This is a genomic window from uncultured Nisaea sp. (genome assembly GCF_963974195.1).
GTDB lineage: Bacteria > Pseudomonadota > Alphaproteobacteria > Thalassobaculales > Thalassobaculaceae > Nisaea.
This window is the reverse complement of the sequence record NZ_CAXBDC010000162.1, coordinates 1-6,574: the sequence shown is the minus strand read 5'-3', so window position 1 is coordinate 6,574 and position 6,574 is coordinate 1. Positions and strand designations below refer to the sequence as shown.

Genomic DNA, 6,574 nt, shown 5'->3' with positions numbered 1-6,574 from the left:
GCCAGGCCTCCGCCCCCTCGCCCGAGGTCAGCACATCGAGATGCTCCGGACGGACCCCGATGGACAAAGTCTTGTGCCGACCGCCAAGCGTCCGTTGCAGATGAACCCCGTGGGCTGTGACATGCCCCGCACTGTCCGCCGCGCCCTCGACCATATTGATCCGGGGGCTGCCGATGAATTCCGCCACGCGCCGGTCGGCCGGGTCGAGATAGATCTCGTCCGGCGTGCCGAGCTGCAGGATGTCCCCCTCCATCATCACGGCCATCCGATCCGACATGGTCAGCGCTTCGGCCTGATCGTGGGTGACATAAATGAAAGTGGTCTTCAGGGCGTGGTGCAGCTCCGCCAGCTCGGAACGCATATGCACCCGGAGCGCCGCATCGAGGTTCGACAGCGGCTCGTCCATCAGAAAGGCGACCGGCTTGCGTACCATGGCCCGGCCGAGCGCGACGCGCTGACGCTGGCCACCGGACAATTGCCCCGGCTTGCGTTGCAGCAGATGGTCTATCTTCAGCGTTTCCGCGGTTTCCCGGACCAGCCCGCGCAATGTCTTGAGCTTGGCACCACGTCCCGACATGGCGGCACCGATCAGCGGCATCCGCTCCCACCCGTTCAGGTCCCGGAGCCGGAGCGGTGTTTCCATGTTCTGCTGCACGGTCAGATGCGGGTAGAGCGCGTAGGACTGGAACACCATGGCCAGGTCCCGGCGGCTCGGCCGGATCTGGTTCACCACCGTGCCCCCGATCGAGACGTCCCCCGCGCTCTGATGCTCAAGCCCGGCGATGATCCGCAGCAATGTCGACTTGCCGCAACCGGACGGGCCGACGAGAGTCAGGAACTCCCCGTCGGCAATGTCGATATCGAGCCCGTTCAGGACTCGCGTCGCCCCGTAGCTTTTCTCGATACCCGAAAGAGTGATACGCGCCATAAGCCCTGCCCCGGCGTAAATGAACCGGAGCGATCAGTATCAAAGCTCGTTGACACTCAGATGACCGTCTTAACGGACGACATGGCAGATTTGTCTATTCGCACTCGCAAAATAACGGTTGCAGCGCACAACACGCAAAAAGGGAATCCTGAAATTGATCAGGATTCCCATTTGCTAAGACCGCTGCATCTCTGAAAAACGGCCCGTCACGCCATTCATAAAAGCTTCAAGAAAAACCCCGGGATCACTCCCCCGGCAGAGATCCGGTGCCCTTGCCGGCGAGCCCGCCCGAGACTTCCTCGGTCGACTCCGCGGAAAGCGTCTCCGGCAACAGCAAATTCAGCACGATGGCGATGAAAGCCGCCGGCAGCAGGCCGGAGGTCATCAGGATGCGAAGTGTGTCCGGCAGATACTGCACCGCTTTCGGCTCAAGCTGCAGGCCGAGGCCGATACTGAGGGCGATGGCGAAGATCACCATGTTGCGGCGGTTCCAGTGCACGTCGCTCAGCATTGAGATACCGGCAGCGACGACCATGCCGAACATGACGATCACCCCGCCGCCGAGCACCTCGATCGGGATGGTGCGGATGATGGCTCCGACCTTCGGGACCAGCCCGCAGATGATCAGGAAGACGGCACCGTAGGTCACGACATGGCGGCTCATCACACCGGTCATGGCGATCAGGCCGACATTCTGGCTGAAGGAGGTGTTCGGCAATCCGCCGAAGAAACCGGCAAGCGCCGAGCCGAGACCGTCGGCGAAAGTCGCACCACGGATTTCCGTGTCCGTCGCCTCACGGCCAGCGCCGCCCTTGGTGATGCCGGAAACATCGCCCACCGTCTCCACGGCGGAAACGAAGGCCATCAGGCAGAAGCCGATGATCGCCGCACCGGAAAACTCGATGCCGTATTTGAAAGGCTGCGGCAGGGCGAACACAGCCGCCCGTTCCCATGATCCGCCGATGGCGCCAAGCGGCAGCATGCCCACGGCGATGGCATAGAGATATCCGGCGATCAGACCGATCAGCACCGCCGACACCGAGAGCATGCCGCGTGCGAAGAATTTCAGCCCCAGCGTGACCAGGATGACGATTCCTGCCGCGGACCAGTTCAGCAGCGAGCCATATTCCGGCTGGTTTACCGCCGGGACCCCGCCCGCCGCATATTGAATGCCGACCTTGACCAGTGCGAGGCCGATCAGCGTGACGACCAGACCGGTCACAAGTGGCGGCAAGGCGAAGCGGATACGCCCGATCACGGTGCCGAGCAGGGCATGAAACAGTCCGCCGACAATGACACCGGTGAAGAGTGCCGCGAGCCCGTCCACGCCCTTGCCCGCGACCAGCGGGATCATGATCGGCAGAAAGGCAAAGGATGTCCCCTGCACCACTGGCAGTTTCGCGCCAACAGGTCCGATGGAGAATGTCTGCAGCAATGTCGCGATGCCAGCGAACACCATCGACATCTGGATCATGTAAAGCAGCTCGGGGAAATCCGGCGAGTTGGAGCCGAATCCGAAACCGGCGGCACCTGCAACAATGATCGCCGGGGTAACGTTCGAAACGAACATCGCCAGCACATGCTGGATCCCAAGCGGTATGGCTGTCATTGGTGGCGGCGTGAAATTCGGGTCACGAAGCTGTTCCGGTGTCCCGATTGAATTGTCAGACATGCGCACACTCCTGCTGTTCACAAGACCGGACGTTTCCCCTGGCTTCGCTTGTTCACTCCTGGAGTGCCGGCGCGGCCCCCGCCGCGCCGCGAAGTCTTAAATTTTCAGTACCATATATTTTGGTGAAGAGCACCCGGCACAGCGCAACCATTGCGGGCCGGAAAGAGCCGCCACTCAGACGATAAGGAAGCTCGCCGCGTCGAGCTGTGCCGGTGCCACGCCGATGAGGGTGACGGAGTTACCATCCGCGAGATCGAGCACCGCGTTCCCGGCTCCGTCCGACGTGATGCGCGCCAGCATGTCGGCGGCACTGGTGACACCGGTTCCGTTGATCCCCGTGCTCACGCCAATCATGTCTTCCCCGATAGTGAAGTCCTGGATCGTGTCCACGCCGTCACCATCGCCGAACCGGAACAGGTCGCCTCCGGCCCCGCCGACAAGCGTGTCTGCACCTGCGCCGCCGGAAAGCGTGTCCGCGCCAAGATTGCCGCACAGGGAGTCATTGCCCGCACCGCCATCGAGAAGGTCCGCGTCCTGCCCGCCATAGAGCGTGTCGTTCCCGCCTTCACCCTGCAGGCTGTCGGCCCCGTGATTGCCGTACAGCAGGTCGTTCCCGTCCCCGGCCCGGAGCGTGTCCGCGCCGAGATTGCCCCAGAGACTGTCGTCCCCCCTGTTTCCGCAAACAACGTCGTTATCCTGTCCGCCATAGACCCGGTCGGCGCCCTGGCCGCCATAAATCGTGTCCTGGCCGGTATTGCCGTAGAGGATGTCCGCGTCCTGATTTCCATAGATCAGGTCGGCCCCGTCATTCCCGTACAACAGATCATTACCGGCGCCGCCGGAGATCGTATCGTCCCCCGCATTGGCGGTGACGGTGTCATTGCCGCCAAACACCCTGATATGGTCGGCGGTAGAGCCGCCGACGAGCCGGTCGTCCCCCTCCGAGCCGGACATCACACCATCGCCACTGGAGGAGACTGGCGTCGCGGGCAGGGTCAGGACCACGTCGTTGCCGGTCCCGCCCGCATAGCTGATCGTGTAGGTGGCGCCTCCGGCGGTGATCGACGCGCCTTCCGCCAGGCCGGAAAATGTTCCGGTAACCGCATCGACCCCGTCATTGTCGATCAGGACATAGGTGGCACCGGCGGAGGGAATATCGGTGACCGTCAGGCTCAGGGTGGCGCCCGAGATGGTGACGGTTCCGGTGACCGCGATCTGGTCATACCCGGTGCCCGCTGCGGTGCCCTCGATCTCCATGTTGGCCGTGGAGCCGGAGGCCAGCGTCAGGTTGCCGGTCGAGATCTTTCCCGGACTGTTGCCGGGCGCAATCGTACCGCCGCTCGCGACCGTGACTGCCGTCGAGAAGGTGCTGGTGCCGCCGAGGGTGGCGCCGGATGCGACGGTATAGGTGCCGCCTCCGGCGATCGTGCCGGTGCCGCTGATGGTGCCGGAAAAGTTGGTCGACGCGGAATCCGTGAGCGTGAGCGTACCGGTGCCGATATTGAGCGTGCCGCTGCCGCTGAGACTGCCGATGGTCTCGCTCGTGCCGTTCAGATCGAACGTCGCCCCGCTCGAAACGGTTACGCTCCCCCCGTCGGCAAGGGCGCTGCCGCCGGAAACCTGCAGAGTCCCGCCATTGACCGTGGTCCCGCCCGAATAGGTGTTCGTGCCGCTCAGAATGACGGTGCCGGTACCCGATTTCGTCAGGCTCCCGGTGCCGGAAATATCATTGTCGATGGTGGTGGCCCCGGTCACCGCCAGCCCGCCGCCGCTCAAGGTCACATTGCCGGTGCCGAGATTGCTGTCGGTCGAGACCGAGAGCGTGCCGCCGCTGACAGTCGTGGTGCCGGTATAGGTGTTCGTGCCGCTCAGCGTCAGTGTGCTGGCGCCCGTCTTGGTCAGGTTCCCGGTACCCGAGACCACCCCGCTCATCGTCACGTTGGCGCCGACATTGATAGTGCCGTTCGAGGCGCCGAGCGCGATCGCATTGTCGATCGTCGTGGCGCCGGTCACCGCCAGCGTGCCGCCGTTGATCGTCACCGTGCCGGCGCTCAGATTACCATCCGCCGCCACCGACAGCGTGCCCTGGTTGAGGGTCATGGCACCGGAAGCAGTGTTAGTGCCGGATAGTGTCAGTGTGCCGGTACCGCTTTTCACCAGCGCATTCGTGCCGTCATCGGTCACGTTACCGTTAATGGTGACATTGTTGGCGCCGGTATCAATGGTCGCCGTATTCTCGATCTCGATGTTCGAGGTGTAGGCGCCGCTGGTCGTGAATCGGACGGTCGAGTTGCCCTCGATATCGATCAGGGGCGCCGAGGTCGTCGTCCCGATCTCGGCGGTCGTACCGCCGAGGACCCAGATCTTGTTTGTCCCGCTGACCGAGCCGTTGAGAGCGACGGTTCCGCCACCTTGCGTTGCAAGGATGCGGGCTCCGGCGGAAAAGGATATCCCCGAGTTGATGGTCATTGTCTGACCGGCGGAAGGACGGAAATAGATATGCGAATCCGCGATGATGTCCGCACCGCCGATCGTCAGGGAGGTCGTCGTTCCGGTGAAGTTGAAACTCGTGGCCGCCCCATTGGTAAAGGCCGGCGAGGCCGCGAGAGTAATCGTGGCACCGGCACCGAGGTTGTTGAAATTCACGGTTTGATCGACAGCCGCGGCGGCGGCCTGGAGCGTTCCCGCGCTGGCATCACCAAGCGTACTCGTGACGTCCACGGTGAGCAGACCCGGCCAGAGCGCGGCCCGTTCGGGATCGAGCAAGGCTGGGACCATGTCCGCGCGCCCACCGGCCGCAACATCGAACATCCAGTCCCCGCCGCGTGCCGCAGCGCCGGTCGGCGTGCTGGAGGCGAGAACGGGCGCATCGAGCGCCAGGGAGAGCGCTTCGACAAACCACCGCCCGGCGTCACCACCCCCGACGGAACAGCCGTAGAGAGTGAGCGGCCGGCCGGCAAGCATCCGCCGGAGTTCGTCGAGACGGCGATCGCCCCGCGCCAGTGTCTCCAGCCCGATCTCTCCAGCGGAAAGTTCGAGCACACCCGGTCTTCCGTGACTGAACAGATGCACTGAAGACGCATGTGCCCCGGCAGTTCGAACAGCATATTCAAGAGCGTGCAGCGGGTCGGCACCCGGCCCGAGCCGGACAATTTCCGGCGCGCCAGTCATCGCCCGGATCAGGATATCGACAGCGGGAAGCCCCACATCGATGAGCGCAGCGGCTCTGGCCCGGGATTCGGCACACGGCTTGCGCCCACCCCGGTACGGACCGAGAGAGCCTTCCCGCCGACCTTGACGACTCAAAGCTGTGACGATCATCTGGCTTTTAATTTTCTATAAAATTATAGATCTCACTTTAATTTTACCAACTTTTGTACATTCAAAACTATTGGAATGATTAGAATTTCCAAAAAAATAATTTTGGAAATTCATCCCGCGACACAGCCCCGGATGCCCTCCCTAGCCCTCGGACCGGTCCGTGCTGCCGCGATCCCGGCCGAACAGCCTCTCAAGCGGAAACGGCGGCAACCAGGACTCGCGGCGGACACACCACAGCTCGTAGGTCGGTTTTAGCTGGTCCGGCTTATCCAATGCCCCCAGATGCACCTCAATTTCGTCTGCACTGCGGGAGAAAACGGACGAGCCGCAATGGGGACAGAAAAACCGGCCTTCATAGCCGCGCACGTCGCCATCGATTGTCACCGCACCTTCAGGAAATACCGCTGACGCATGAAACAGCGCCCCATGATGCTTGCGGCAATCCAGACAATGACAAATCCCGACCCGATACGGACGCCCCGACGCCACGATCCGGACGCTGCCACACAGGCAGCCACCAGTGAATTTTTCCATGCCGCATCCCCCTGAAACCAAGTGCTCGGAATGGGTACAACGAACAACACGATTACCGCAATTTCCCCCCCCCTGCCGATCAGGCTGCAAACAGGACGCAGGCGGTCACCGGGGCCGAG

Annotated in this window: 4 protein-coding genes; all 4 read right to left on the bottom strand. The window is 62.8% G+C overall.

Annotated elements, in window-relative coordinates:
• On the bottom strand, window positions 1-928 hold a 928-nt coding region (locus AAC126_RS21295; RefSeq protein WP_339857312.1), incomplete at its 3' end, for an ABC transporter ATP-binding protein.
• 244 nt (window positions 929-1,172) lie between these two features.
• Entirely contained in the window at window positions 1,173-2,600 is a 1,428-nt protein-coding gene (locus AAC126_RS21290; protein ID WP_339857310.1) for a nucleobase:cation symporter-2 family protein, read from the bottom strand.
• Between the two features lie 174 nt (window positions 2,601-2,774).
• A complete protein-coding gene (locus tag AAC126_RS21285; protein WP_339857308.1) occupies window positions 2,775-5,906 on the bottom strand; it encodes a DUF4347 domain-containing protein in 3,132 nt (1,043 codons plus the stop codon).
• A 156-nt stretch (window positions 5,907-6,062) separates the two neighbouring features.
• Window positions 6,063-6,455, bottom strand: a complete 393-nt coding sequence (locus AAC126_RS21280) for a GFA family protein (protein WP_339857306.1) — start codon at window positions 6,453-6,455, stop codon at window positions 6,063-6,065.
• Window positions 6,456-6,574 lie beyond the last annotated feature (119 nt).

Bases quoted from the DNA above. Each gene is read 5' to 3' on its own strand.
- AAC126_RS21290 (WP_339857310.1), bottom strand. From the start codon at position 2,600: ATGTCTGACAATTCAATCGGGACACCGGAACAGCTTCGTGACCCGAAT.
- AAC126_RS21280 (WP_339857306.1), bottom strand. From the start codon at position 6,455: ATGGAAAAATTCACTGGTGGCTGCCTGTGTGGCAGCGTCCGGATCGTG.